The sequence below is a fragment of the Burkholderia anthina genome (genome assembly GCF_902498995.1).
Taxonomy (GTDB): Bacteria; Pseudomonadota; Gammaproteobacteria; order Burkholderiales; family Burkholderiaceae; genus Burkholderia; species Burkholderia anthina.
In genome coordinates, this window is sequence record NZ_CABVLY010000030.1 from 66,670 (window position 1) to 91,653 (window position 24,984).

At 65.9% G+C, this 24,984-nt stretch carries 26 protein-coding genes and 1 pseudogene; 12 read left to right on the forward strand and 15 right to left on the reverse strand.

Annotation, left to right across the window (positions count from 1 at the left end):
* The first annotated feature begins 84 nt into the window (after window positions 1-84).
* A complete protein-coding gene (locus BME24068_RS29675) occupies window positions 85-645 on the forward strand; it encodes a group III truncated hemoglobin (RefSeq protein ID WP_174928186.1) in 561 nt (186 codons plus the stop codon).
* Between the two features lie 49 nt (window positions 646-694).
* Here BME24068_RS29675 and BME24068_RS29680 read toward each other — a convergent pair whose 3' ends face one another.
* The 6 genes from BME24068_RS29680 to BME24068_RS29705 form a co-directional block, all read right to left on the reverse strand.
* Window positions 695-1,171, reverse strand: coding sequence for a molybdenum cofactor biosynthesis protein MoaE (locus BME24068_RS29680; RefSeq protein ID WP_174928187.1), 477 nt, complete (start codon window positions 1,169-1,171; stop codon window positions 695-697).
* A gap of 8 nt (window positions 1,172-1,179) precedes the next feature.
* Window positions 1,180-1,437, reverse strand: coding sequence for a molybdopterin converting factor subunit 1 (moaD, locus tag BME24068_RS29685; protein WP_006758354.1), 258 nt, complete (start codon window positions 1,435-1,437; stop codon window positions 1,180-1,182).
* A gap of 19 nt (window positions 1,438-1,456) precedes the next feature.
* On the reverse strand, window positions 1,457-2,704 hold the full coding sequence (locus BME24068_RS29690; RefSeq protein WP_096503021.1) for a molybdopterin molybdotransferase MoeA: 1,248 nt from the start codon (window positions 2,702-2,704) through the stop codon (window positions 1,457-1,459).
* 268 nt (window positions 2,705-2,972) lie between these two features.
* Window positions 2,973-4,424: a threonine synthase gene (gene thrC, locus BME24068_RS29695; protein WP_174928188.1), complete on the reverse strand. Its 1,452-nt coding sequence runs from the start codon at window positions 4,422-4,424 to the stop codon at window positions 2,973-2,975.
* A gap of 14 nt (window positions 4,425-4,438) precedes the next feature.
* Window positions 4,439-5,767: a homoserine dehydrogenase gene (locus tag BME24068_RS29700; protein WP_174928189.1), complete on the reverse strand. Its 1,329-nt coding sequence runs from the start codon at window positions 5,765-5,767 to the stop codon at window positions 4,439-4,441.
* A gap of 59 nt (window positions 5,768-5,826) precedes the next feature.
* Window positions 5,827-7,065, reverse strand: coding sequence for a pyridoxal phosphate-dependent aminotransferase (locus BME24068_RS29705; protein ID WP_096503027.1), 1,239 nt, complete (start codon window positions 7,063-7,065; stop codon window positions 5,827-5,829).
* A 317-nt stretch (window positions 7,066-7,382) separates the two neighbouring features.
* Between BME24068_RS29705 and BME24068_RS29710 the strand changes: the two genes are divergently transcribed.
* The 9 genes from BME24068_RS29710 (at window position 7,383) to BME24068_RS29750 (ending at window position 15,725) form a co-directional block, all read left to right on the forward strand.
* Window positions 7,383-7,757 carry an Mth938-like domain-containing protein gene (locus BME24068_RS29710; RefSeq protein WP_174928190.1) on the forward strand — a complete coding sequence of 125 codons (375 nt, stop codon included), beginning with the start codon at window positions 7,383-7,385 and terminating at the stop codon, window positions 7,755-7,757.
* 123 nt (window positions 7,758-7,880) lie between these two features.
* Window positions 7,881-9,557, forward strand: coding sequence for a glycosyltransferase family 39 protein (locus tag BME24068_RS29715; RefSeq protein ID WP_174928191.1), 1,677 nt, complete (start codon window positions 7,881-7,883; stop codon window positions 9,555-9,557).
* Between the two features lie 13 nt (window positions 9,558-9,570).
* Window positions 9,571-9,942, forward strand: a complete 372-nt coding sequence (locus BME24068_RS29720; RefSeq protein WP_096503033.1) for an EamA family transporter — start codon at window positions 9,571-9,573, stop codon at window positions 9,940-9,942.
* A gap of 140 nt (window positions 9,943-10,082) precedes the next feature.
* The gene (locus BME24068_RS29725; protein WP_174928192.1) at window positions 10,083-11,234 is read left to right on the forward strand and encodes a DegT/DnrJ/EryC1/StrS family aminotransferase; all 1,152 of its coding nucleotides are present in this window, start codon (window positions 10,083-10,085) and stop codon (window positions 11,232-11,234) included.
* A 6-nt stretch (window positions 11,235-11,240) separates the two neighbouring features.
* A complete protein-coding gene (locus BME24068_RS29730) occupies window positions 11,241-12,263 on the forward strand; it encodes a glycosyltransferase (RefSeq protein WP_096503037.1) in 1,023 nt (340 codons plus the stop codon).
* Window positions 12,260-13,207, forward strand: a complete 948-nt coding sequence (locus BME24068_RS29735) for a formyltransferase (RefSeq protein ID WP_174928193.1) — start codon at window positions 12,260-12,262, stop codon at window positions 13,205-13,207. The genes BME24068_RS29730 and BME24068_RS29735 overlap by 4 nt, the downstream gene beginning before the upstream one ends.
* Window positions 13,204-14,259, forward strand: coding sequence for a bifunctional UDP-4-keto-pentose/UDP-xylose synthase (locus tag BME24068_RS29740; protein ID WP_096503041.1), 1,056 nt, complete (start codon window positions 13,204-13,206; stop codon window positions 14,257-14,259). The genes BME24068_RS29735 and BME24068_RS29740 overlap by 4 nt, the downstream gene beginning before the upstream one ends.
* 12 nt (window positions 14,260-14,271) lie before the next feature.
* Window positions 14,272-15,168 carry a polysaccharide deacetylase family protein gene (locus BME24068_RS29745; protein WP_098556155.1) on the forward strand — a complete coding sequence of 299 codons (897 nt, stop codon included), beginning with the start codon at window positions 14,272-14,274 and terminating at the stop codon, window positions 15,166-15,168.
* 95 nt (window positions 15,169-15,263) lie between these two features.
* A complete protein-coding gene (locus BME24068_RS29750; protein WP_011657063.1) occupies window positions 15,264-15,725 on the forward strand; it encodes a peroxiredoxin in 462 nt (153 codons plus the stop codon).
* A gap of 192 nt (window positions 15,726-15,917) precedes the next feature.
* Here BME24068_RS29750 and BME24068_RS35445 read toward each other — a convergent pair.
* Window positions 15,918-16,162, reverse strand: a pseudogene (locus tag BME24068_RS35445) (hypothetical protein); the annotation flags it as partial.
* On the opposite strand from BME24068_RS35445, the gene BME24068_RS29755 reads away from it, so the two are divergent.
* Together BME24068_RS29755 and BME24068_RS29760 are read left to right on the forward strand one after the other, a co-directional pair.
* The gene (locus BME24068_RS29755) at window positions 16,058-17,887 is read left to right on the forward strand and encodes a PhoH family protein (RefSeq protein ID WP_174928194.1); all 1,830 of its coding nucleotides are present in this window, start codon (window positions 16,058-16,060) and stop codon (window positions 17,885-17,887) included. The pseudogene BME24068_RS35445 and the gene BME24068_RS29755 sit on opposite strands and share 105 nt — an antisense overlap.
* Before the next feature lie 238 nt (window positions 17,888-18,125).
* The gene (locus BME24068_RS29760) at window positions 18,126-19,193 is read left to right on the forward strand and encodes a C40 family peptidase (RefSeq protein WP_174928195.1); all 1,068 of its coding nucleotides are present in this window, start codon (window positions 18,126-18,128) and stop codon (window positions 19,191-19,193) included.
* Between the two features lie 152 nt (window positions 19,194-19,345).
* Here the strand turns inward: BME24068_RS29760 and BME24068_RS29765 are convergent, their stop codons facing one another.
* The 8 genes from BME24068_RS29765 to BME24068_RS29800 all read right to left on the reverse strand — a co-directional run.
* Window positions 19,346-20,356, reverse strand: a complete 1,011-nt coding sequence (locus BME24068_RS29765; RefSeq protein WP_096503049.1) for an inorganic phosphate transporter — start codon at window positions 20,354-20,356, stop codon at window positions 19,346-19,348.
* Between the two features lie 10 nt (window positions 20,357-20,366).
* Window positions 20,367-20,993 carry a DUF47 domain-containing protein gene (locus BME24068_RS29770; protein WP_096503051.1) on the reverse strand — a complete coding sequence of 209 codons (627 nt, stop codon included), beginning with the start codon at window positions 20,991-20,993 and terminating at the stop codon, window positions 20,367-20,369.
* Window positions 20,994-21,131: 138 nt separating this feature from the next.
* Window positions 21,132-22,514: a replicative DNA helicase gene (locus BME24068_RS29775; RefSeq protein ID WP_096503053.1), complete on the reverse strand. Its 1,383-nt coding sequence runs from the start codon at window positions 22,512-22,514 to the stop codon at window positions 21,132-21,134.
* A gap of 140 nt (window positions 22,515-22,654) precedes the next feature.
* Window positions 22,655-23,107: a 50S ribosomal protein L9 gene (rplI, locus tag BME24068_RS29780; RefSeq protein WP_096503055.1), complete on the reverse strand. Its 453-nt coding sequence runs from the start codon at window positions 23,105-23,107 to the stop codon at window positions 22,655-22,657.
* A 27-nt stretch (window positions 23,108-23,134) separates the two neighbouring features.
* Window positions 23,135-23,410, reverse strand: coding sequence for a 30S ribosomal protein S18 (gene rpsR / locus BME24068_RS29785; RefSeq protein ID WP_096503057.1), 276 nt, complete (start codon window positions 23,408-23,410; stop codon window positions 23,135-23,137).
* A gap of 2 nt (window positions 23,411-23,412) precedes the next feature.
* Entirely contained in the window at window positions 23,413-23,712 is a 300-nt protein-coding gene (gene priB / locus BME24068_RS29790; protein WP_031399239.1) for a primosomal replication protein N, read from the reverse strand.
* Between the two features lie 40 nt (window positions 23,713-23,752).
* On the reverse strand, window positions 23,753-24,127 hold the full coding sequence (gene rpsF / locus BME24068_RS29795) for a 30S ribosomal protein S6 (protein WP_006755436.1): 375 nt from the start codon (window positions 24,125-24,127) through the stop codon (window positions 23,753-23,755).
* Window positions 24,128-24,378: 251 nt separating this feature from the next.
* A partial coding sequence (locus tag BME24068_RS29800) for an anti-sigma factor family protein (RefSeq protein ID WP_174928196.1) occupies window positions 24,379-24,984 on the reverse strand: 606 nt, incomplete at its 5' end.

Consider the following 24,984-nt stretch of genomic DNA (forward strand, 5'->3'; position numbering starts at 1 on the left):
GCGTCCTGCGCATCGGCCGCACCTGCGTCATGCCGCCGCGTCGCCGAAGCCCGCCAACGCTCCGATTTTCCCGGCCTTTTTGTCATGACCGCCCTGCCCGCCTCGCCCGATACCGCACCGGCCCGCCCCCGCGACGCCGAACCGACCGAAGACAACATCCGCGACCTCGTCTACGCGTTCTACGACCGCGTCCGCGCCGACCCGCTGCTCGGGCCCGTATTCGACGCGAAGCTGAACGGCCGCTGGGACGATCATCTGCCGAAGATGGTCAGCTTCTGGTCGAGCCTCGTGCTCGGCACCAAGGGCTATCGCGGCAACGTGCAGCAGGCGCACCAGCCGCTCGACGGAATCGAACCCGCGCACTTCAGCCGCTGGCTGTCGCTGTTCCTGAAGACCGTCGAGGCACGCTACACGCCGCCCGCGGCGATCCGCTTCATGGAACCCGCGCTACGGATCGCACAAAGCCTGCAGCTGAGCCGCTTCGGCTGGGACTATCAGATTCCGCCCGAGCAGCAGGCGCTGCTCGATGCGATCGCGCCGCGCCGCCGCGATGGCGGCGACGACGCGCATGCGCTGCCGTCACGCGCCCGCGGCGAGCCGTTTCCGACGAAGATCATCGGGCGCGGCACCGATCCGGACGCGTAACGCGGCAATCCGGCGCCTGCGGCACATCGCCGCAACGAGAACGCCGCGTTCAACGCGGCGTGTTGCCCGATTCGACGCCCCAGCGCGCCAGCGCGGCGTCGTCGGTACTGCGGGCATCGACCCAGCGCTCGCCGTCCGGCGTCGATTCCTTCTTCCAGAACGGCGCCTCGGTCTTCAGATAGTCCATCACGAACTCGCACGACGCGAACGCATCGCCACGATGCGACGCAACCGTCGCGACCATCACGATCTGGTCGAGCGGCAACAGCCTGCCGACCCGGTGCACGATCGCGACATCGATGCCGGGCCAGCGCCGGCTGGCCTCGGCGGCGATCTTCTCGAGCGCCTTCTCGGTCATCCCCGGATAGTGCTCGAGCTCCATCGCGGCGACCGAGTCGCCTTCGTTCAGGTCGCGCACCGTGCCGACGAAGCATGCGACCGCGCCGATCTTCGGGTTGCGCGCACGCAGCGCCGCCACTTCGGCATTCAGGTCGAAATCGTCGGTCTGGACTCGTACCATAGCCATACCCCCCCTCAGCCGCCCGTCACCGGCGGAAAGAACGCGACCTCGCAGCCGTCGGTGAGGCGCGTGTCGGGGTCGGTCATCTCGTGGTTGCACGCCATGCGCAACGCGCGCCCTTCGGCGAGCGTCTCGGCCCACGCGCCGCCGCGCAGGCGCAGCCACGCGCGCACGTCGCCGACGGTCGTCACGCCGTCCGGCACGTCGGCCTGTTCGTCGGACACGCCCAGCGCCTCGCGCACGCTTGCAAAGAATTTCAGTTGAATCTTCATGGATCGGGAAGCCGTCGCGTTACGACAGCAGTTCGGAAAACGGAATGAAACGCACGGTCTCGCCCGCGCTGATCGCATGCTGCGGCGGATTGTCGATCAGGCCGTCGCCCCAGACCGTCGACGTCAGCACCGCCGAGCTCTGGTTCGGGAACAGATCGAGGCCGCCGGCCGCATTGACGCGCGCGCGCAGGAATTCGTTGCGCCGGTCGCCCTTGCTTTGCGAGAAGTCCGCGCGCAGCGACAGCGCGCGCGGCGCGACGTCGCGCACGCCGGACAGGCGCAGCAGGAACGGCCGCACGAACAGCAGGAACGTGACGAAGCTCGACACCGGATTGCCGGGCAGCCCGATGAAGTGCGCATCGGGCCGCTCGTCGCCGCGGCGCACCGCGCCGAACGCGAGCGGCTTGCCGGGCTTCATCGCGATCTGCCACAGTGCGAGGCGCCCTTCGGCCTCGACGGCCGGCTTCACGTGATCCTCGTCGCCAACCGATACGCCGCCGCTCGTCAGGATCACGTCATGATCGCGCGCGGCCTCGCGCAGCGTGTCGCGCGTCGCCGCGAGCGAGTCGGGCACGATCCCGTAGTCGGTCACGTGGCAGCCGAGCCGCTCCAGCAGCCCGCGCAGCGTGAAGCGGTTCGAGTTGTAGATCGCACCGGGCTTCAGCGGCTCGCCGGGCATCGTCAGTTCATCGCCGGTGAAGAACACCGCGACGCGGATCCGCCGCGCGACCGACAACTGCGCGCAGCCGACCGATGCGGCCAGGCCGAGCGCCTGCGGCGCGAGGCGCGTGCCGGCCGGCAGGATCACCGAACCCTGGCGGATGTCCGCGCCCTGCGCGGTGATCCATTCGCCGGCTTTCGGCGTGTGCAGGATCTCGACCGCGTCGCCGTCGGCCGATGCCTGCTCCTGCATCACGACGGCGTCGGCGCCCGGCGGCACCGTCGCGCCGGTGAAGATCCGCGCGGCCGTGCCCGCGGCGAGCGGCGCGGCCGGATGGCCGGCTGGAATCCGCTGCGACACGGGCAGGCGCCGCTCGCCGTGCAGCAGGTCGGCGACGCGCACCGCATAGCCGTCCATCGCGCTCGTATGCATCGGCGGCACGTCGAGCGGCGAGCTCACGTCGGCCGCCAGCACACGGCCGAGCGCATCGAGCGTCGCGACGGTTTCGGCGCCGGGCAGCGGTTTCGCGGCATCGAGCAGCGCGGCGAGCGCTTCGGCGGTCGACAGCATCGGCGCGCGCGGCGCCACGGAATTCGGGTTCGACATCGATGGAATCGGGGATCGTTGAAGTCAATACGTCATTGTAGCGACGCCATCGCACGCGCGCGCGATATGGCCGGCATGCGAAAACTGTGATCGGCGCGAATGTGCGGGGCTGATACTTGTTTCATGGCGCCCCGGGCGGGCGGCACCCGCACAAGCCCGGCCGATGAGCCGCCGCGCCGCCAAGCAAAACGGCCGGAACCCCGATCCGTTCGACGAATCGGCATTCCGGCCGTCCTGCGCACACGCCGGGCTCGCGCCCGGCGGCACGTCATGCGCCCGTATGAGCGACGATGAAATCCTTCACCTGCCGCGCGTCGGCCTTCACGACCTCGAAACGCTGCGGCAGCGCCTCGAGCCCGTCGAATGCGGCCGGCCGCTCGGCTTCGCGATCGAGCGCTTCGCGGATCGTCTCGCCGAACTTGATCGGCTGCGCCGTCTCGAGCACGACCATCGGCACGCCCGCGTCGAGATGCTCGCGCGCGACCTTCACGCCGTCGGCGGTGTGGGTATCGATCATCGTGTCGTAGCGCGAGAACACATCGCGGATCGTCGCGATGCGGTCCGTATGACTGCTGCGGCCCGACACGAAACCGAATTCGGCCACGCGCGAGAAATCGCCGCTCGCGGCGAGATCGAAGCCGCCCTTCTCCTCGACGTCGCGGAACAGCTGCATCACGCGCGCCGGATCGCGGCCGAGCAGGTCGAACACGAAGCGCTCGAAGTTCGACGCTTTCGAGATGTCCATGCTCGGGCTGCTCGTGTGGTACGTGTTTTCGGCGCTGCGCACGCGATACGCACCGGTGCGGAAGAATTCGTCGAGCACGTCGTTCTCGTTGGTCGCGACCACGAGCTTCCCGATCGGCAGCCCCATCATCCGCGCGATGTGGCCCGCGCACACGTTGCCGAAGTTGCCCGACGGCACCGTGAACGACACGCGCTCGTCGTTGGACTTGGTCGCCGCGAAATAACCCTTGAAGTAGTACACGACCTGCGCGACGACACGCGCCCAGTTGATCGAGTTGACCGTGCCGATCTTCTGCTGCGCCTTGAACGCGTGATCGTTCGACACCGCCTTCACGATGTCCTGGCAGTCGTCGAACACGCCTTCGACCGCGAGGTTGAAGATGTTCGGATCCTGCAGGCTGAACATCTGCGCCGTCTGGAACGCGCTCATCTTCTTGTGCGGCGACAGCATGAACACGCGCACGCCGGCCTTGCCGCGCATCGCGTACTCGGCCGCGCTGCCCGTGTCGCCCGACGTCGCGCCGAGGATGTTCAGCGCCTCGCCGTGCTTCGCGAGCGTGTACTCGAACAGATTGCCGAGCAGTTGCATCGCCATGTCCTTGAACGCGAGCGTCGGGCCGTTCGACAGTTCGAGCAGCGACAGCGTCGCGCCGTGCTCGGTGCCGAGCGCCTTCAGCGGCGTGATGTCGGACGCGTTCTCGCCGTGGCGCGTGTTGCTGTACACGGCAGCCGTGTACGTGCGGCGCGTGATCGCGCGCAGGTCGTCGGCCGGCACGTCGTCGCAGAACTTCGACAGGATCTCGAACGCGAGATCCGCGTACGACAGCGTGCGCCAGCGCGCGAGCTCGTCGGCGGAAACCTGCGGGTACTCGGCCGGCAGGTAGAGCCCGCCGTCCTTCGCGAGACCGCCGAGCAGGATGTCGGAGAACGTATGGCGCTCGCCGATGCCGGCGCCGCGCGTGGAGATGTAGTTCATGTCGTGCCTGGTCCTCAGTTCAGCGCTTCCATGCGCAGCTTCGTCACCTTCGAGACGACCGTCGCGAGGCTCTCGATCTGCGCGATCGCCGCATTGACGTGCTTCTCGATCGTTTCGTGCGTGATCAGGATGATGTCGGTTTCGCCGTTGGCGTCGTCGACCTGCTCCGATTCCTTCTGCAGCAGCGCATCGATCGAGATGCCCGCCGCGGCGAGGATGCGCGTGATGTCGGCGAGCACGCCCGTCTGGTCCGCCACGCGCAGGCGCAGGTAGTAGCCGCTCGTCACTTCGTCGATCGGCAGGATCGGCGTGTTCGACAGGCTGTCCGGCTGGAACGCGAGGTGCGGCACGCGATGCTCGGGGTCGGCCGTGTGCAGGCGCGTGACGTCGACGAGATCCGCGACGACCGCCGATGCGGTCGGTTCCGCGCCCGCGCCCTTGCCGTAGTACAGCGTCGTGCCGACCGCGTCGCCGTGCACGACGACCGCGTTCATCGCACCTTCGACGTTCGCGAGCAGGCGCTTCTCGGGGATCAGCGTCGGGTGCACGCGCAGTTCGATGCCGTGTTCGGCGCGGCGCGCGATGCCGAGCAGCTTGATCCGGTAGCCGAGCTCTTCCGCGTAGCGGATGTCGGCCGCGTCGAGCTTGCTGATGCCTTCGACGTACGCGCGGTCGAACTGGACCGGCACGCCGAACGCGATCGCGCTCATGATCGTCGCCTTGTGCGCGGCGTCGACGCCTTCGATGTCGAAGGTCGGATCGGCTTCCGCGTAGCCGAGCGCCTGCGCGGCCTTCAGCGCGGTCGCGAAGTCGAGGCCTCGGTCGCGCATTTCCGACAGGATGTAGTTCGTCGTGCCGTTGATGATGCCCGCGATGTACTGGATGCGGTTCGCGGTCAGGCCTTCGCGCAGCGCCTTGATGATCGGGATGCCGCCGGCGACGGCCGCTTCGAACGCGACCATCACGCCCTTCTCGCGCGCGGCCTCGAAGATCTCGGTGCCGTGCACCGCGAGCAGCGCCTTGTTCGCCGTCACGACGTGCTTGCCGTTCGCGATCGCGCGCAGCACGAGCTCGCGCGCGATGCCCGTGCCGCCGATCATCTCGGCGATGATCGCGATCGACGGATCGTCGACGACCGCGTTGAAATCGTCGGTGATCTGCGCGGCGGCGGCGTCACCGCCGAGCGCGGCCTGCGCCTTGGCCGGGTTGCGCACCGCAATGCGCGCGACCTCGATGCCGCGCCCCGCGCGTCGCTTGATTTCTTCCTGGTTGCGGCGCAGCACCGTGAAGGTGCCGCTGCCTACGGTGCCGAAGCCCAACAGGCCAACTTTGATCGGTTCCATGCTGCGTGTGATCGATGAGTGAGATTAGGGAATGGGGAATGCCGTGTGATCCTGTCCGCTCAGGCCGAATGGCGCTTGCGGTAGCCGTCGAGGAAGCGCGCGATCCGGTTGATCGAATCGGTCAGGTCGTCGAGGTTCGGCAGGAACACCACGCGGAAGTGATCCGGCGCCGCCCAGTTGAAACCCGTGCCCTGCACGAGCAGCACGCGTTCCTCGAGCAACAGGTCGAGGATGAACTGCTGGTCGTTCTGGATCGGATAGAGCTTCGGATCGAGGCGCGGAAACATGTACAGCGCGGCCTGCGGCTTCACGCAGGTCACGCCGGGAATCGACGTGAGCATGTCGTGCGCGAGTTCGCGCTGCTTGTACAGGCGCCCGCTCGGCACGATCAGCTCGTTGATGCTCTGGTAGCCGCCGAGCGCCGTCTGGATCGCGAACTGCCCCGGCACGTTCGCGCACAGCCGCATCGACGACAGGATCCCGAGCCCCTCGAGGTAGTCCTTCGCATGCCGGCGGTTGTCGCCGCCGAGGCCCGACACGGCCATCCAGCCCGCGCGATAGCCGCACGAGCGATAGCTCTTCGACAGGCTGTTGAAGGTGACCGTGATCACGTCCTCCGACAGCGAACCCAGCGCCGTGTGTTCGAGCCCGTCGTAGACGATCTTGTCGTAGACCTCGTCGGCGAACACGATCAGCCCGTGCTGGCGCGCGATCTCGAGCAGTTCGAGCAGCAATTCGTCGGAATAAAGCGCACCGGTCGGGTTGTTCGGGTTGATCACGACGATCGCCTTGGTGTTCGGCGTGATCTTGCGGCGGATGTCGTCGGGGTCGGGCATCCACGCGTTCTGCTCGTCGCACACGTAATGCACGGGCGTGCCGCCGGACAGGCTCACGGCGGCCGTCCACAGCGGGTAGTCGGGCGCCGGCAGCAGCACTTCGTCGCCGTCGTTCAGCAGCGCCTGGGTTGCCATCACGATCAGCTCGGACGCGCCGTTGCCGATGTAGATGTCGTCCAGACCGACGCCGACGACGCCCTTTTGCTGCGTGTAATGCATCACGGCCTTGCGGGCCGAGAACACGCCTTTCGAATCCGAATAGCCGGACGACGCCGGCAGGTTTCGGATCATGTCCTGGATGATCTCGTCCGGCGCGTCGAAACCGAACGGCGCGAGGTTGCCGATGTTCAGCTTGATGATGCGGTGGCCTTCTTCCTCGAGGCGCTTCGCGTGCTCGAGCACCGGGCCACGGATGTCGTAGCACACGTTGAGCAGCTTGTTCGACTTCTGAATCGGTTTCACGACGACACGGTTCCTGGGTTGGCCTCGCGGCCGGGGGACGGGATCAAAACTGGAGAGCGGCCGGTCTGTGCGCGCTGTCTAGACTGGGGGAAAAAGCGGGCGGTCGGACGCGGCTTGTGGCAGCGCTCGACGCAAGTGGCGCCCGGGGGCAACCAAAAAGTTATAATTTAGCGGATTTTGGCCGACTTTCGCAATGCACCATAGCCGCTCCGGGCCCGCGCCGTCAGGCGTCCCGCGCGTGCCGGCGCGCGAAACCGGCCGCCCGGGGCCGTGCGGCCCTTGCCAGACATTCCCCCTACGGAACGCGGAATACCGATTTGAAACTGCACCAGGACGCGAGCGGCGCGCTCAACACCGTCACCGGCTACGGCCCCGATTATGTCGACGTCAACCTCCAGCGCCACGAGGGCAGCGTCATCGTGCTGCCCGGCGCGCCGGTCCGGGACTGGCCCGTGTCGTCGTTCGACGCGCTCACGCCCGAGCATTTCACGATGCTGCTCGAGCCGGCGCCCGAACTCGTCGTCTTCGGCAGCGGCGCGCGGCTGCGCTTCCCGCATCCGCGCCTCGTGGCCGCGCTCACGGCCAAGCGGATCGGCGTCGAGACGATGGATTTCCAGGCCGCCTGCCGCACCTACAACATCCTGATGGCCGAAGGCCGCAAAGTCGCCGCCGCGCTCTTAATTGAACGTTAATCCCCGATGCGGTAAAACTCGGGCCGGCGCGCCGATCGATCCCCGGATCGACACCCGGCCGGCCGCCCGCCCCCGGCGCCACGCGCCGGCGGCCCGTCACAACAACCAACAGGCTGAAAATCCATGAACGATACGCCGTCGAGGCTACCGCTCAATCGCATCACGCTCGTCCTCCTGCTCGTCGCGCTCGCGATCGTCTGGTTCGCGCCGCTCGGGCTGCGCCACCTGATCCCGAGCGACGAAGGCCGCTACGCGGAGATGGCGCGCGAGATGTTCGTCACCGGCGACTGGATCACGCCGCGCTACAACGGCTACAAGTACTTCGAGAAGCCGCCGCTGCAAACCTGGCTGAATGCGCTGACGTTCGCGTGGTTCGGCATCGGCGAATGGCAGGCGCGCCTCTACACGGGGCTCGCCAGCTTCGCCGGCGTGCTGCTGGTCGGCTTCACGGGCGCGCGCCTGTTCAACCCGCTGTCCGGCTTCCTCGCGGCCGTCGTGCTCGCGTGCTCGCCGTACTGGAACCTGATGGGCCACTTCAACGCGCTCGACATGGGGCTCGCGTTCTGGATGACGCTGTCGCTCTGCTCGCTGCTGCTCGCGCAGCGGCCCGGCCTGCGCGCGGGCGCCGTGCGCGGCTGGATGTGGGCGTGCTGGGCCGCGATGGCGTTCGCCGTGCTGTCCAAGGGCCTCGTCGGCCTGATCCTGCCGGGCACCGTGCTGGTGCTCTATACGCTGATCGCGCGCGACTGGGCGCTGTGGAAGCGCTTGTACCTGGTGAGCGGCCTGGTGATCTTCTTCGCGATCGTCACGCCGTGGTTCGTGCTCGTCCAGCAGCGCAACCCCGAATTCTTCAACTTCTTCTTCATCGTCCAGCAGTTCCGCCGGTATCTGACCCCGGAACAGAACCGCCCGGGCCCGTTCTACTACTTCGTCCCGGTGCTGCTGGTCGGCTTCCTGCCGTGGCTGTCGGTCGCGTGGCAGAGCCTGCGGCATGCGCTGCGCATGCCGCGCCAGCCCAACGGCTTCGCGCCGATGCTCGTGCTGCTGATCTGGAGCGCATTCATCTTCCTGTTCTTCAGCGCGTCGCATTCGAAGCTGATCTCGTACGTGCTGCCGGTCGCGCCGGCACTCGCGCTGATGATCGGCGCGTACCTGCCGCTGATGAGCGCCGACCGGTTCCGCCGCCACCTGCTCGGCTATCTGGTGTTCCTCGTCGTGGCGGCGTTCGGGATCATCTTCCTGGCCTACCAGGGCGACGCCCGCACGCCGAACGCGCTGTATCGCGCGTTCCAGCTGTGGCTGTACGCGGGCCTCGCGGTCGCGGCCGTCCTGACGCTGGCCGCCGCGTGGCTGAACCGCCGCACGGGCGTCGCCGCCGCGATCACCGCGTTCGGCGCCGCATGGCTCGCGTTCGGCACGATCGGCGGCACCGGCCACGACGAATTCGGCCGTTACAGTTCGGGCGCGCTGCTCGCGCCGACCGTGCGCGCGGAGCTGGCGAAACTGCCGGCCGACACCCCGTTCTACTCGATCGACATGCTCGATCACACGTTCCCGTTCTATGTCGGCCACACCACGATCATGGTCCACCGCCAGGACGAACTCGCCTTCGGAATCTCGGTCGAGCCGAACAAATGGATCCCGACCGTCGACGAATGGATCACGCGCTGGAACCAGGAAACCCACGCGCTCGCGATCATGTCGCCCAGCGAATACGACACGCTGGTCAAGCAAGGCGTGCCGATGCGCGTGATCGCGCGCGACAACCGCCGCGTGATCGTCGAAAAACCGCAATCGTAAGGACCCGCACCGCATGAATCCCGTTTCGCTCATCTGTATCGTCACCGGCGTGATGCTCAACGCCTGTGCGCAACTTCTGCTGAAAGCCGGCGTCAACGCTGTCGGGCACTTCGAATTCACGCCGTCGAACATCGTCCCGGTCGGGCTGAAGATCGCGACCCAGCTGCCGATCATCGGCGGCCTCGGCTGCTACGTGCTGAGCGTCGTCGTCTGGATTCTCGGGCTGTCGCGGGTCGACGTGTCGATCGCGTACCCGATGCTGTCGCTCGGCTACGTGGTCAACGCGTTCGCGGCCTGGTACCTGTTCGGCGAGGTGATGTCGGTCCAGCGGCTGATCGGCATCGGCATCATCCTGATCGGCGTGGTCGTGCTCGCGCGCAGTTGAGCGGCCCCGGCGGGCCCGGCGTACATTAAGCGTCCGCCTACAAAAAATCACGGTGCGAATCCGCCAACCGGTGTTTAATGCCGGTTTCGGGCCGGATCGCCCGACCCCTTTATTACACGCCATTACGAGCCAAAGCGTTCATGAGCCAGACTACCGCTCCGTTTCTGCCGTTCACCCGCCCCGAGATCGATGAGGAAACCATCCAGGGCGTCGTCGACGTGCTGCGCTCGGGCTGGATCACCACCGGCCCGCAGAGCCAGAAATTCGAAGCCGCGCTGTCCGAGTACTGCGGCGGCCGGCCGGTCCGCGCGTTCAATTCGGGCACCTGCACGCTCGAGATCGGGCTGCGCATCGCGGGCGTCGGCGCCGGCGACGAGGTGATCACGACGCCGGCATCGTGGGTCTCGACCAGCAACGTGATCCTCGAGACGGGCGCGACGCCCGTGTTCGCCGACATCGACCCGATCACGCGCAACATCGACCTCGACAAGCTCGAGCAGGCGATCACGCCGCGCACGAAGGCGATCATCCCCGTGTACCTGGCCGGCCTGCCGGTCGACATGGATCGCCTGTACGCGATCGCGCGCGCACACAACCTGCGCGTGATCGAGGACGCCGCGCAGGCGCTCGGCTCGACGTGGAACGGCAAGCGCATCGGCGCGATCGGCGACATCGTGTCGTTCAGCTTCCATGCGAACAAGAACCTGACGACGATCGAAGGCGGCGCACTCGTGCTGAACAACGAGGACGAGGCGACGCTCGCGCAGAAGTACCGGCTGCAGGGCATCACGCGCACCGGCTTCGACGGGATGGACTGCGACGTGCTCGGCGGCAAGTACAACCTCACCGACGTCGCCGCGCGCGTCGGCCTCGGCCAGTTGCCGCACCTCGACCGCTTCACCGCGCAGCGCCGTGCGCTCGCGCGCGCGTATTTCGCCGCGCTCGACGGCGGCCTGGCCGTGAAGCTCGGGCTCGGCCTGCCCGTCGCCGATTTCGAGAACAGCAACTGGCACATGTTCCAGGTCACGCTGCCGCTCGACCGGCTGTCGATCTCGCGCGCCGATTTCATGGCGCAGATGAAGGAACGCGGCATCGGCACGGGCGTGCACTACCCGGCCATCCACCTGTTCACGCTGTATCGCGCCCGCGGCTTTACCGAGGGCATGTTCCCTCACGCCGAACGGTACGGCGCGTCGACCGTCACGCTGCCGCTCTTCACGCAGATGACCGAAGACGACGTGCGCCGCGTAGCCGACGCCATCAACCAGATTTGCGAACAATACGGAAAATAAGCGTACATGAGTCACCTTGAAGCACGCGCCGGGCATCCGGGCGCCGCGAATCCGGAAGTTTCGATCATCATCCCCGTGTATAACGAGGAAGATGGACTGGCCGCGCTGTTCGCGCGGCTGTACCCGGCACTCGACGCACTCGGCACGTCGTACGAAGTGATCCTGATCAACGACGGCAGCCGCGACCGCTCGGCCGCCATGCTCGCCGACCAGTTCCACGTGCGCCCCGACACGACGCGCGTCGTGCTGCTCAACGGCAACTACGGCCAGCACATGGCGATCCTCGCCGGCTTCGCGCAGTCGCGCGGCGAGATCGTCATCACGCTCGACGCCGACCTGCAGAACCCGCCCGAGGAAATCGGCAAGCTGATCGCGAAGATGCGCGAGGGCTACGACTACGTCGGCTCGATCCGCAAGCAGCGCCAGGACAGCCTGTGGCGACGCAAGGCCTCGCTGGTGATGAACCGGCTGCGCGAGCGCATCACGCGGATCAAGATGACCGACCAGGGCTGCATGCTGCGTGCGTACAGCCGCCGCATCATCGACACGATCAACGTGTGCGGCGAAGTCAACACGTTCATCCCGGCGCTCGCGTACACGTTCGCGCAGAACCCGACCGAAATCGAGGTCGCGCACGAGGAGCGTTTCGCGGGCCAGTCGAAGTATTCGCTGTACAGCCTGATCCGGCTGAACTTCGACCTCGTGACCGGTTTTTCCGTCGTGCCGCTGCAGTGGCTGTCGTTCATCGGCGTGATCCTGTCGCTCGGTTCGGCCGGGCTGTTCGTGCTGCTGCTCGTGCGCCGCTTCATCGTCGGCGCGGAAGTGCAAGGCGTGTTCACGCTGTTCGCGATCACGTTCTTCCTGCTCGGCGTGATCGTGTTCGCGCTCGGCCTGCTCGGCGAATACGTCGGCCGCATCTACCAGCAGGTGCGCGCACGGCCGCGCTACCTGATCCAGGCGGTGCTCGAACAGCACGAAGGCGTGCCGGCGGTGCCGGTCGGCGGCTACCGCACGGGGCCGACGCAATGAAGCCGCGCGCCGTCGTCTTCGCGTATCACAACGTCGGTGTGCGCTGCCTGCAGGTGCTGCTTGCGCGCGGCGTCGACGTCGCGCTCGTCGTCACGCACGAGGACAACCCGAACGAGAACATCTGGTTCGGCAGCGTCGCGTCGGTTGCCGCCGAGCACGGGATCCCGGTTCTCACGCCGGCCGACCCCGCCGATCCGGCGCTGCGCCGCGCGATATCCGACGTGCAGCCGGACTTCATCTTCTCGTTCTACTACCGCCACATGCTGCCGGTGGACCTGCTCGCGATCGCGCCGCGCGGCGCGTACAACATGCACGGTTCGCTGCTGCCGAAATACCGGGGTCGGGTACCGACCAACTGGGCCGTGCTGAACGGCGAAACGGAAACCGGCGCGACGCTGCACGAGATGGCCGCGAAGCCGGACGCCGGCGCGATCATCGGCCAGACCGCGGTGCCGATCCTGCCGGACGATACGGCCACGCAAGTGTTCGACAAGGTCACGGTCGCCGCCGAGCAGACGCTCTGGCGCGTGCTGCCCGCGCTGCTCGCGGGCGAGGCGCCGCATCTGCCGAACGATCTGTCGACGGGCAGCTACTACGGCGGGCGCAAGCCGGAGGACGGCCGCATCGACTGGTCGAAGCCGGCCGCGCAGGTCTACAACCTGGTGCGCGCGGTCGCGCCCCCGTATCCGGGCGCGTTTACCGACGTCGGCGGCACGCGCTTCGTCATCGCCCGCGCGCGCCTCGCGGCGCCCGGCAGCCCGGCTGCCGCGGCCGCGGCAGATTTGCCGCCCGGCCTGCACGTAAGCGATAATGCGCTATTCGGCGTCTGCGGCGACAGCCGCGCCCTATCCATTCTCGAGCTGTGGCAGCAACGCGACGGCAGCGAAACCGTCGTGACGCCCGCGGAATTCGCGCAGTTCATTCATTCTTCCCGTCATTCATGAAAGCAAAAAAAGTCCTGATCCTGGGTGTGAACGGCTTCATCGGCCATCACCTGTCGAAGCGCATTCTTGAAACCACCGATTGGGAAGTGTTCGGCATGGACATGCAGACCGACCGGCTGGGCGACCTCGTCAACCACGAGCGGATGCATTTCTTCGAAGGCGACATCACGATCAACAAGGAGTGGGTCGAGTATCACGTGAAGAAATGCGACGTGATCCTGCCGCTCGTGGCGATCGCGACGCCGGCCACCTACGTCCAGCAGCCGCTGCGCGTGTTCGAACTCGACTTCGAGGCGAACCTGCCGATCGTGCGTTCGGCCGTCAAGTACGGCAAGCACCTCGTGTTCCCGTCGACCTCCGAGGTCTACGGCATGTGCTCGGACGAGCAGTTCGACCCGGATGCATCGGCCCTCACCTACGGCCCGATCAACAAGCCGCGCTGGATCTACGCGTGCTCGAAGCAGCTGATGGACCGCGTGATCTGGGGTTACGGGATGGAAGGCCTGAATTTCACGCTGTTCCGCCCGTTCAACTGGATCGGCCCGGGCCTCGACTCGATCTACACGCCGAAGGAAGGCAGCTCGCGCGTCGTCACGCAGTTCCTCGGCCACATCGTGCGCGGCGAAAACATCAGCCTCGTCGACGGCGGCTCGCAGAAGCGCGCGTTCACCGACATCGACGACGGCATCAGCGCGCTGATGAAGATCATCGAGAACAAGGACGGCGTCGCGACGGGCAAGATCTACAACATCGGGAATCCGAAGAACAACTTCTCGGTTCGCGAGCTCGCGCACAAGATGCTCGAACTGGCCGCCGAATTCCCGGAATACGCCGACTCCGCGAAGCAGGTTCAGCTCGTCGAAACGACGTCGGGCGCCTACTACGGCAACGGCTACCAGGACGTGCAGAACCGCGTGCCGAAGATCGACAACACGATGCAGGAACTCGCGTGGGCGCCGCAGTCGACGTTCGACGAAGCACTGCGCAAGATCTTCGAAGCGTATCGTGGCCATGTCGGCGACGCGCGTGCGCTCGTCGAGCAGCAGAACTGACGGGACGTTCGCTTGGCTCGTATCGTCCTCAAGATCGACGTCGACACGCTGCGCGGCACGCGCGAAGGCGTGCCGAACCTCGCGCGCATCTTCGACCGCTTCAACGCGCGCGCGACCTTCCTCTTCAGCCTCGGGCCCGATCACACGGGCTGGGCGCTGCGGCGCGTGTTCCGCCCCGGCTTTCTGAAGAAGGTGTCGCGCACGTCGGTGGTCGAGCATTACGGCGTGAAGCAGCTGATGTACGGGGTGCTGCTGCCCGGCCCCGACATCGGCCGCCGCGCGATCGCCGACATGCGCGCGATCCACGAAGCCGGCTTCGAATGCGGGATCCATACGTGGGATCACGTGTACTGGCAGGACAACGTCCGCGTGCGCGATCGCGACTGGACCGCGCGTGAAATGCAGAAGAGCCACGCGCGCTTCGCCGAAGTCTTCGGCGCGCCGCCCGTCACGCACGGCGCGGCCGGCTGGCAGATGAACGACTCGGCCTTCGAGCAGATCGACGCCTGGGGGATGCGCTACGCATCCGACGGCCGCGGCCATTCGCCGTACCTGCCGGTGGTCGGCGGCCGCACGCTGTCGCACGTGCAGATGCCGACCACGCTGCCGACGCTCGACGAGGTGCTCGGCGTCGACGGCGTCGACACGCACAACGTCGCCGCGCACATCCTCAGGTTCACCGAAACCAATCCGCACGACCAGGTGTTCACGCTGCATGCGGAACTGGAAGGCCAGAAGCTCGCACCGGTATTCGAGCAGTTGCTCGCCGGCTGGCGCGCGCAAGGCCATACGTTTGCGACGATGGGTGACTATCACGCGACGCTGGACCGCGACTCGCTGCCATCGTACCCTGTCACGTGGGGCGAGATCCCCGGCCGCTCCGGCGAACTGATCGTCCAGCCCGACTGAGTTCGCGCGCGAGCCGGCGCCGCCCTCCGCGCTTGCGGCGCGCTGCCGAGCCGCGCCGCCGCCGCGGCGCCTTTCCATAACAACAGGAGAAACACGTGTCCGTCGAAGTTGACCGTCAAGTTCCCGATTTCACCGCACCGGCTACGGGCGGCGACATTTCGCTGTCCGGCCTGAAGGGCAAGAAGCTCGTTCTGTATTTCTATCCGAAGGACAACACGCCGGGCTGCACGACCGAAGGCCTGCAGTTCCGCGATCTCTATCCGAAGTTCAAGAAGGCCGGCGCCGAAGTGATCGGCGTGTCGCGCGACAGCCTGCGCTCGCATGACAATTTCAAGGCCAAGCTCGAACTGCCGTTCCCGCTGATTTCGGATGCCGACGAAGCGCTGTGCGCACTGTTCGATGTCATCAAAATGAAGAAAATGTATGGCAAGGAAGTGCGCGGAATCGAGCGTTCGACGTTCCTGATCGATGCCGACGGCGTGCTTCGCCAGGCATGGCGCGGCATCAAGGTGCCGGGGCACGTGGACGACGTGCTAAGTGCTGTACAAGCGCTTTGAGCCGCGTTATATTGGGCCGCAATGAATGCCAGTTCGCCCCATATTTCTCGTAGCTGCGCCGGTGCCCGTTGCGATGCTTCCCGGCACCTGACGCGCATCACGACGGTATCAGCCGAGCCGCATGTCCCGGTCCACGGGGCAGCGGCTTTTTTTATGGATTGGGCGCCGGCTCTCGGTCCTGTGCCCACCCCGTCAAGGAGTTGACCGACACTTAGGCGAACCGGCTAGACGAAATTCCTGTGCGCCACCGCGCGCAAACTGCATGCGTCTACGTCACGCAGGATGCGATCAGCGGCGCACTTCATGCGACACGATTCCTCCCGAGGGACACCATGCCTTTGCCTACTCCCCCCAGCAAGCTCGGCAGCCTTCTGCCGCCCGACGAATACAAGGCGAAAGCGCGGCCCGCGAAAGCCGCGAAGAAATCCGCCGAAGGGGACGCATCCACAGCCGGTGACTATGGCCCGGCCAGCGTGGCCCAACCGATGACCGAAGCCGCGAACACGACCGCGCCGCTGCGCGCCGTCGCGCCGTCGGCGCAGGAAACCGCGAGCACGCCCGCACGCGGCCGCAAGACCCGACAAACCGCCGCACTGCTGCAACCGATCCCGCAGCCGGTCGAACCCGCGGCACCCGCCGTTCCCGAAACGCCCGCGGCGCCCGTCGTCGCGCGCAACGACAAGCCGGCCGCCGGCAAACCGGCCACCGCACCCGCGCGCGATGCCGGCGCCGCGACGAAGTCGCGCAGCCGCAAGCCCGCCGAGGCCGAGCTGCAGAAGCTGTTCGTGCTCGACACCAACGTGCTGATGCACGACCCGAGCAGCCTCTTCCGCTTCGAGGAACACGACGTCTATCTGCCGATGATGACGCTCGAGGAACTCGACAATCACAAGAAGGGGATGTCCGAAGTCGCGCGCAACGCACGCCAGGTCAGCCGTACGCTCGACGCACTGGTTGCCGACGGCGGCCCGATCTCGGCCGGCATTCCGTTGTCGCGCCTCGGCAGCCGCGAGGCACTCGGCCGCCTGTACTTCCAGACGAAGCTGGCCGACATCGCGCCGGTCGAAGGCCTGCCCGAAGGCAAGGCCGACAACCAGATCCTCGGAGTCGTCCGGGCGCTGCAGCGCGACCGGCCGGACCGCCAGGTCGTGCTGGTGTCGAAAGACATCAACATGCGAATCAAGGCGCATGCGCTCGGCCTGCCGGCGGAAGACTACTTCAACGACCAGGTACTCGAGGACAAGGATCTCCTCTATAACGGCGTGCGCGAATTGCCGCAGGACTTCTGGACCAAGCACGCGAAGGGGATGGAGAGCTGGCAGGACACGAAGACGGGCACCACCTACTATCGCGTGACGGGCCCGCTCGTCGCGTCGATGCTCGTCAACGAGTTCGTCTATCTCGAGCCGCAGAACGGCGAGCCGACGTTCCACGCGATCGTGCGCGAGCTGAACGGCAAGACGGCGCTGCTGCAGACGCTGCGCGACTACAGCCACCACAAGAACAACGTGTGGGGCATTACCGCGCGCAACCGCGAGCAGAATTTCGCGCTGAATCTGCTGATGAACCCCGAGATCGACTTCGTCACGCTGCTCGGCCAGGCCGGCACCGGCAAGACGCTCGTCGCGCTCGCGGCCGGCCTCGCGCAGGTGCTCGACGACAAGCGCTACAACGAGATCATCGTGACGCGTGCGACCGTGCCCGTCGGCGAGGACATCGGTTTCCTGCCCGGCACCGAGGAAGAGAAGATGCAGCCGTGGATGGGTGCATTCGACGACAACCTCGAAGTGCTGCAGAAGACCGACGACGCAGCCGGCGAATGGGGCCGCGCGGCCACGCAGGAACTGATCCGTTCGCGCCTGAAGGTCAAGAGCATGAACTTCATGCGCGGGCGCACGTTCGTCGACAAGTACCTGATCATCGACGAAGCGCAGAACCTGACGCCGAAGCAGATGAAGACGCTCGTGACGCGCGCGGGCCCCGGCACGAAGATCGTGTGCCTCGGCAACATCGCGCAGATCGACACGCCTTACCTGACCGAAGGCAGCTCGGGCCTGACCTACGTCGTCGACCGCTTCAAGGGCTGGGGCCACAGCGGCCACGTGACCCTCGCGCGCGGCGAACGCTCGCGGCTGGCCGACTACGCGTCGGACATCCTGTAACACGACCCGCCGGCCGCCCGGCCGGCTTTCGACGCCTCGCGGCGCTCCGCTCCCGGAGCGCCGTTTTTATTTTGGGGTCGGAAACGTTGGTCATGCTTCGTTACCGAACAGCCTCACTTACACGCGAAACTTCAAGTAAATTCTCAGGAATGGTTGCTTAAGCCCCGCCGGTACGTCTACCATCGGGTCTGTCTGTTGTCATACGATTCGCGAGCGCGCCGCGCTCGTCCGCCTTGCCATGCTTCGAATCTGCGTTCCCGTCATCGTCGTTTCGCTGCTTGCGGCCTGCTCCAGCGTGCCGCCGCAGTCGGCTTCGCGCACGTCGGGCATGAAGATCACGACGCCGCGCGCGTTCCCTGCCCCCGCCAATTTCCCGAAGTTCGTCGACCACAGCGTCGGCCAGGAAGAAATTTCGATTCAGGCGATGAGCCTCGTCGGCGTGCCGTATCGCTGGGGCGGCAACACGCCGACGAGCGGCTTCGACTGCAGCGGGCTGGTGCGCTACGTGCTCGGCCGCGCGGCCGACGTGAACCTGCCGCGCACGACAGCCGACATGAGCAGCCGCGGCATGTCGATCGACCCCGACCAGGTGGCGCCGGGCGACCTGATCTTCTTCAATACGACCGGGCGGCCGCATTCGCACGTCGGGATCTATGTCGGCAAGCTGCGCTTCGTCAATGCGCCGTCGACCGGCGGCACCGTGCGGCTCGACTATCTGACGAATCCGTATTGGGCGAAGCGCTTCGACGGCATTCGCCGCGTCGCGCCGCCGCGTGCGACGCCGGCGCCATTCGACACGCCGACCTACGAGGCACGGCGCGATGCGCCGCGCACCGCGCCGGTGACTGCCCCTGCTCCCCCGGTCGTCGCGGCCGCCGCGCCGCAACAGCCGGCCTATGCCGCGCCGCAAGCCGGCGCGACGCCGTCGCCTGCCCCGATCATGCCGGCCGCACCGGTCGTGGCCGCCGCGGCGGCTACGCCGGCCGATCCGTACGAGCCGCCGCCACCGCGCATGCAGGCCGCTCAGCAACAGGCAACCGCGACGACTGGCGACATGAACGCCATGACGGCGAATGCCGTGCCCGCCAGCCCGGCCGAGACCGGCTCACAGATCCCGACGACGGCGCTGACGGCCGCGCAGGCTGCCGCGTTCGATGCCGAACCGCCTTCCGCAGCCGCCGTACCGTCGCCGCGCAGTACCGAGCCCGTACAGGTGCTGCGCGCCGCTACGCAATCCGCGCCGTCCGGCGCGCGTACCGGCACGGCCGACGATCCGATCGCCCGCTTCGCGAACGGCAGTTACTAGCCCGCCTCGCCGTCCCTGCGGCGGCTTCACCCCGCATCGGTCATTCGCCGTTCGCCGCACGGTTGCATTTGCACACCCCAAAAGAAAATGCGCCGCAGCCTGTCGGCTTGCGGCGCATTTCATGTCGATCCGGCCGTGCCGGAATCAGAACATCAGAAGATCTGGTGTCCGAGCCACCATCCGCCGGCCGCGAACAGCGCGGCCGCCGGCAGCGTCAGCACCCACGCCCACACGATATTGCCGGCCACGCCCCAGCGCACGGCCGACAGCTTCTGCGTCGCGCCGACACCGACGATCGCGCCGGTAATCGTGTGCGTGGTCGACACGGGAATGCCGAGGAACGACGCGATGAACAGCGTGATCGCCCCGCCGCTTTCGGCACAGAAACCGCCGACCGGCTTGAGCTTCGTGATCTTCTGGCCCATCGTGCGCACGATGCGCCAGCCGCCGAACAGCGTGCCGAGCCCCATCGACAGGTAGCACGCGCCGATCACCCATGCAGGCGGCGCATCGGCCGTCGCGGACGCATAGCCCGACGCGATCAGCAGCATCCAGATGATGCCGATGGTCTTCTGTGCGTCGTTGCCGCCGTGACCCAGGCTGTACAGACCAGCCGACAGCAGCTGCAGCCGGCGGAAACGCCGGTCGACCTTGCTGGGCGCGGTACGGAAGTACAGCCACGACACACCGAGCATGAACAGCGAACCGAGGATGAAACCGAGCAGCGGCGAAATGAAAATGAACGCGATCGTCTTCAGCAGCCCGTCGATATTCAGCGAGCTCCAGCCCGACTTCGCGAGCGCCGCGCCGACGAGACCGCCGATCAGCGCGTGCGACGAGCTCGACGGAATCCCGTAGTACCAGGTGATCACGTTCCAGCCGATCGCACCGACCAACGCGCCGAACACGACGTAATGGTCGACGATCTCGGGATCGATCGTGCCTTTGCCGACGGTCTGCGCGACCTTCAGGTGGAAGATGAAATACGCGATGACGTTGAATGCGGCCGCGAACACGACGGCCTGCTGCGGCTTCAGCACCCCGGTGGACACGACGGTGGCGATCGAGTTCGCCGCGTCGTGGAAGCCGTTCATGAAGTCGAATACGAGCGCGACGAGCACCAGCGTCGCGACCATCCATAGGGCGAGTTGTATCGAATGCATCGTGGTTCGCTCAGGCGTTTTCCAGCACGATGCCTTCGATGATGTTCGCGACGTCCTCGCACTTGTCGGTGATCTCTTCGAGCAGCTCGTAGATCGCCTTCAGCTTGATGAGCGTCTTCACGTCGTCTTCCTCGCGGAACAGCTTCGACATCGCCGCGCGCAGCACCCGATCGGCCTCCGATTCCCAGCGGTCGATCTCCTCGCATTGCTTGAGGATCTGTGCCGACTGCTTCATGTCGGACAGCAACCCGACGGCCTGCTGCACGTGTTGCGCCGACTGCGTGACGATGTGCGCGAGCTGGCTCGCCTCGGACGTGACGGCGCGCACGTCGTACAGCGACACGGCCGTCGCGACGTCTTCCATCAGGTCGAGGATGTCGTCCATCGTCGTGATCAGCTTGTGGATCTCGTCGCGATCGAGCGGCGTGATGAAGGTCTTGTGCAGCAGATCGATCGCTTCATGCGTCAGCTTGTCCGCGGCCTTTTCGGCGGTCTGCACGTTTTGCTTGTGAATCTCGGCGTCAGCGAGATTGTCGATCAGCAGTTCGAGCTCGCGGCCACCGGAAACGATGTGCTTCGCGTGCGCGTTGAAAAGTTCAAAGAACTTGCCCTCGGTGGGCATGAATCGACCGAACATGGGATTCCTGAGAGATTGTCAAACGACTGTCACGAAAACGGGCGATATTGTACCGTTTCCGGTCGTGACGCGACGCGCGCATATGCGCGCGCCGGGATGGGATACAACGTTTGGCTAAATAAGGGTTTACATCCGGCGTTACTCGCCGTAGAAGTTCTGCGCCCCGGCAAAATTATCGAACTTCGTGTATTGCCCCAGGAACGTGAGCCGAACAGGCCCGATCGGACCATTACGCTGCTTGCCGATGATGATCTCGGCCGTCCCCTTGTCCGGGCTGTCGGGGTTGTAAACCTCGTCGCGATAAATGAACAGGATCACGTCCGCATCCTGTTCGATTGCGCCGGATTCGCGCAAATCGGACATCACCGGCCGCTTGTTCGGCCGCTGTTCCAGCCCGCGGTTCAGCTGCGACAGCGCGATCACCGGCACGTCCAGCTCCTTCGCCAGGCTCTTCAGCGACCGCGAGATTTCCGAGATTTCCGTCGCGCGGTTCTCGCCCTGCGACGAACCCGACATCAGCTGCAGGTAGTCGACGATGATCAGGCCGAGCTTGCCGCACTGGCGTGCCAGACGCCGCGCACGCGAGCGCAATTCCATCGGGTTCAGGCCGCCCGTCTCGTCGATGAAGATCTGCGCCTCGCTCATCTTCTGCACCGCATGGGTCAGCTTCGGCCAGTCCTCGTCCGTCAGGCGACCCGTACGCATCCGGTGCTGGTCGAGCCGGCCGATCGAGCCGAGCATACGCATCACGAGCTGGGTGCCCGGCATTTCCATCGAGAACACCGCCACCGGCAGCCCGTACTCGACCGCGACGTATTCGCCGACGTTCATCGAGAACGCGGTCTTACCCATCGACGGACGCCCTGCGACGATGATCAGTTCGCCGCCGTGCATCCCGGACGTCATCCGGTCGAGGTCGACGAAACCCGTCGGCGTGCCCGTGACGTCGCTCGGGTTCGCAGTGTGATAAAGCGTGTCGATGCGCTCGACCACCTGCGTGAGCAGCGGACCGATTTCGAGGAAGCCCTGATTGCCGCGCGCGCCTTCTTCGGCGATCGAGAACACCTTCGACTCGGCCTCGTCCAGCAGCTGGCGCACTTCCTTGCCCTGCGGATTGAACGCATCGGCCGAGATTTCGTCGGCGACCGACACGAGCCGGCGCAACACCGCGCGATCGCGCACGATCTCCGCATAGCGGCGGATGTTCGCGGCGCTCGGCGTGTTCTGTGCGAGTGCGTTCAGATACGCGAGCCCGCCGACGTCGTCGGCCTTGCCGGACGTCGTCAGCGCTTCGTACACGGTCACGACGTCGGCCGGGCGCGTCGACGCGATCAGCCGGCCGATGTGCTCGTAGATAATCCGGTGGTCGTAGCGATAGAAGTCGCCCTGCGACAGGAAGTCGGCAATCCGGTCCCAGGCCGCGTTGTCGAGCAACAGGCCGCCGAGCACCGACTGTTCGGCTTCGACCGAATGCGGCGGGACTTTCAGCGATTCGATTTGAGGATCTTGCGGCGCGTTCATGGGTTGGGATTATCGCGAATTACACAGGACGGCGCCATACCGGCCGCCAGCGATGCGGCAATAAAAAAAGGCAGGCCCCGGTTGCCCGGGCGCCTGCCCTTGTCCGGACGGCGGAAGCCGCCCGGCAAGCTTACGTACGCTTACGCGTGGTCGCCGATCACGTTGATCGTGACGTCGACGACGACGTCCGTATGCAGCGCGACCTGAACGACGTGCTCGCCGATCATCTTCAGCGGGCCTTCCGGCATGCGAACTTGCAGCTTCTCGACTTCGAAACCTGCCTTCTTCAGCAGATCCGCGACGTCGCCGTTCGTGACCGAGCCGAACAGACGGCCGTCGACGCCCGACTTCTGCGTGATTTCGAACGACTGGCCGTTCAGCTTCTCGCCGACTGCCTGCGATGCCGCCAGCTTTTCAGCGGCGATCTTTTCGAGTTCAGCGCGGCGAACTTCGAATTCGGCGATCGCTTCCTTCGTTGCACGGCGAGCCTTGCGGTTCGGGATCAGGAAGTTGCGAGCGTAACCGTCCTTGACCTTGACGATATCGCCGAGGTTACCCAGATTGGCGACTTTTTCCAACAGAATGATTTGCATTCGAATTCTCCTTATTGCGTCGCCTGATTACGCCTTGTGCTGATCGGTGTACGGCAGCAGCGCGAGGAAACGCGCACGCTTGATTGCCGTATCGAGCTGACGCTGATAGTGCGACTTCGTACCCGTCAGACGCGCCGGCGTGATCTTGCCGTTTTCGCCGATGAAGTCCTTCAGCGTATCCGTGTCCTTGTAGTCGATCTGCTCGACGCCTGCTGCCGTGAAACGGCAGAACTTCTTGCGCTTGAACAGCGGGTTTTGTTGCTGACGACGCTTGTCGAATTTCTTACCAGTGGGGCGGGCCATGTTCAGTCCTTTCCAATGTCCTGCAATGCTGTGATGTGAAACACCAAGGTTCTCGCGTTGCGGCTTTTCTTTGCCAGGAAGCCCGTGAACAGCGTTTCGACGCCCATTTCACGACGCTCCAGCTTGCCGCTCGCCTCACCGGCCGCCACCGCCTCGATCGTCATTTCGACCTGACGGGGAATGCCTGCTTCGACGACTTCCGTGCGGTGGTGCAACGTGGCGCTTGCGATCGGAACACCCGCCGGCGTATATCGCACCGGTGCGCGTTCGACGACGCTCGCCGTCAATTGCAACCTGTTCACGTGAGTAGCGCGCTCCTTGATGGCTTAATAAGTGACGAACTTAAGCCTGCGCTTCGGTCGGCTGAGCTGCAGCCGCCTTCTTGGCTTCTTCGCGCTGAACTTCCTTCATCATCGGCGACGGGCCGGTTTCGGCCTTCTTCATCTTGACGATGAGGTGGCGCAGCACGGCGTCGTTGAACTTGAACGCGTGTTCGAGTTCGTCGAGCGTCGTCTGGTCGCACTCGATGTTCATGCAGACGTAGTGAGCCTTCGCGAGTTTCTCGATCATGTAGGCCAGCTGGCGACGGCCCCAGTCTTCGACACGGTGGATCTGGCCGCCGTGCGTCGTGATCGTGGTCTTGTAACGCTCGATCATCGCAGGCACTTGCTCGCTCTGATCGGGGTGCACGATGAATACGATTTCGTAATGACGCATTACACACTCCTTGTGGATTAAAGCCACCCGGGCGTCTGTACCGGTGTGGCAAGTGAGAAGCCGAAGATTCTAACCCGGATACGGGGCACGTGCAACACCGATCGACGATTTCCGACCGGATTCGGCCATGTTTTCAAAGACTTGAACGGGCAACGGGCAGCAACGGCAGCCCGTGCATCCGCAAAAAACGGGGGCGGACCCGGTGGCGAACCGTCACGCGTGCAATGCGAGTCCGGCAGCCAGCCCCGCGGTTACTCGCTGCCCGCCCCGCCCAGCCGCGCATCGAGCGCCGTCCTGAACGCCGTCAGCGCCGACGGCTCGGCGTCGGTCACCGCCCACCACGTCATCCCCGCCGCGTCCCAGCGGTCGAGCGCGTAACCCTGCGACACGGTCGCGTACGGCGCGGATGCCCGCCCTGCGCCGGCCGGCCGCACATAGACGTCGATCACGTGCTGCCGGTAACGATAGACGAGCACCGCGACGCGGCGCTGCCCGACGTAGTCGAGCCGCCCGCCCGCGAGTGGAAAACCGCTCGCCGACAGATCCTCGACCGGCGGCGCATAGTCGAGCCGGCCGTTGAACCACGGCTTGACGGTATGCCGGTCGGTCGAGATCACGTCGATGTCGCGCGTCGACAATCCGGCCCGCACATGGCTCGCAACCAGTTCGTCGATCGTCCGGTCCGTTTGCGCGTGACGCGCGGACAGCGCCATCCCGCCCGCCGCCGCGAGCGCGACCAGCAGTGCCACGCCCCAGCCGAGCCCGGGTAGCGCCGCGATGCGCGGCCCCGTGCCGGCAGCCGCCGGGCGAGCCGATTCGCCGCGACCGCCCGGCCACGAGAACCAGCCCCGCCCGCT